The organism is Alicyclobacillus suci (assembly GCF_017329615.1).
Taxonomy (GTDB): Bacteria; Bacillota; Bacilli; order Alicyclobacillales; family Alicyclobacillaceae; genus Alicyclobacillus; species Alicyclobacillus suci.
The window spans coordinates 1-265 of sequence record NZ_JAFMTW010000224.1; the positions used below are offsets into that span (position 1 = coordinate 1).

Below are 265 nucleotides of genomic sequence, written 5' to 3' on the forward strand. Positions count from 1 at the left end.
TCTCTATGAATTTTAAAAGTTTGATTATTAACTTTAAATTGATAAATTACAGACATTGGCGATTTACCGTCTGCAAAATGACTTCTTAAATCTCCTTCTTTTCTAGTTTTGGTCGAAGCCATACCGTATAATGCGTATACTATAGCATCAAAAATCATTGTTTTACCAGATCCAGTTTTACCACTAATTAAAAAGAGTTGATCAGTTTCAACTTGCTCAAAATCAATAGTTTCTTTAATAAAAGGGCCAAAGTTCTCCATAACTA

Annotated in this window: 1 protein-coding gene; it reads right to left on the bottom strand. The window is 30.2% G+C overall.

Annotated features, from left to right (window positions below; genetic code table 11):
• The coding region (locus J3482_RS20510; protein ID WP_206923131.1) for an AAA family ATPase at positions 1 to 260 on the bottom strand (260 nt) is incomplete at its 3' end.
• Between the last annotated feature and the right edge of the window lie 5 nt (positions 261 to 265).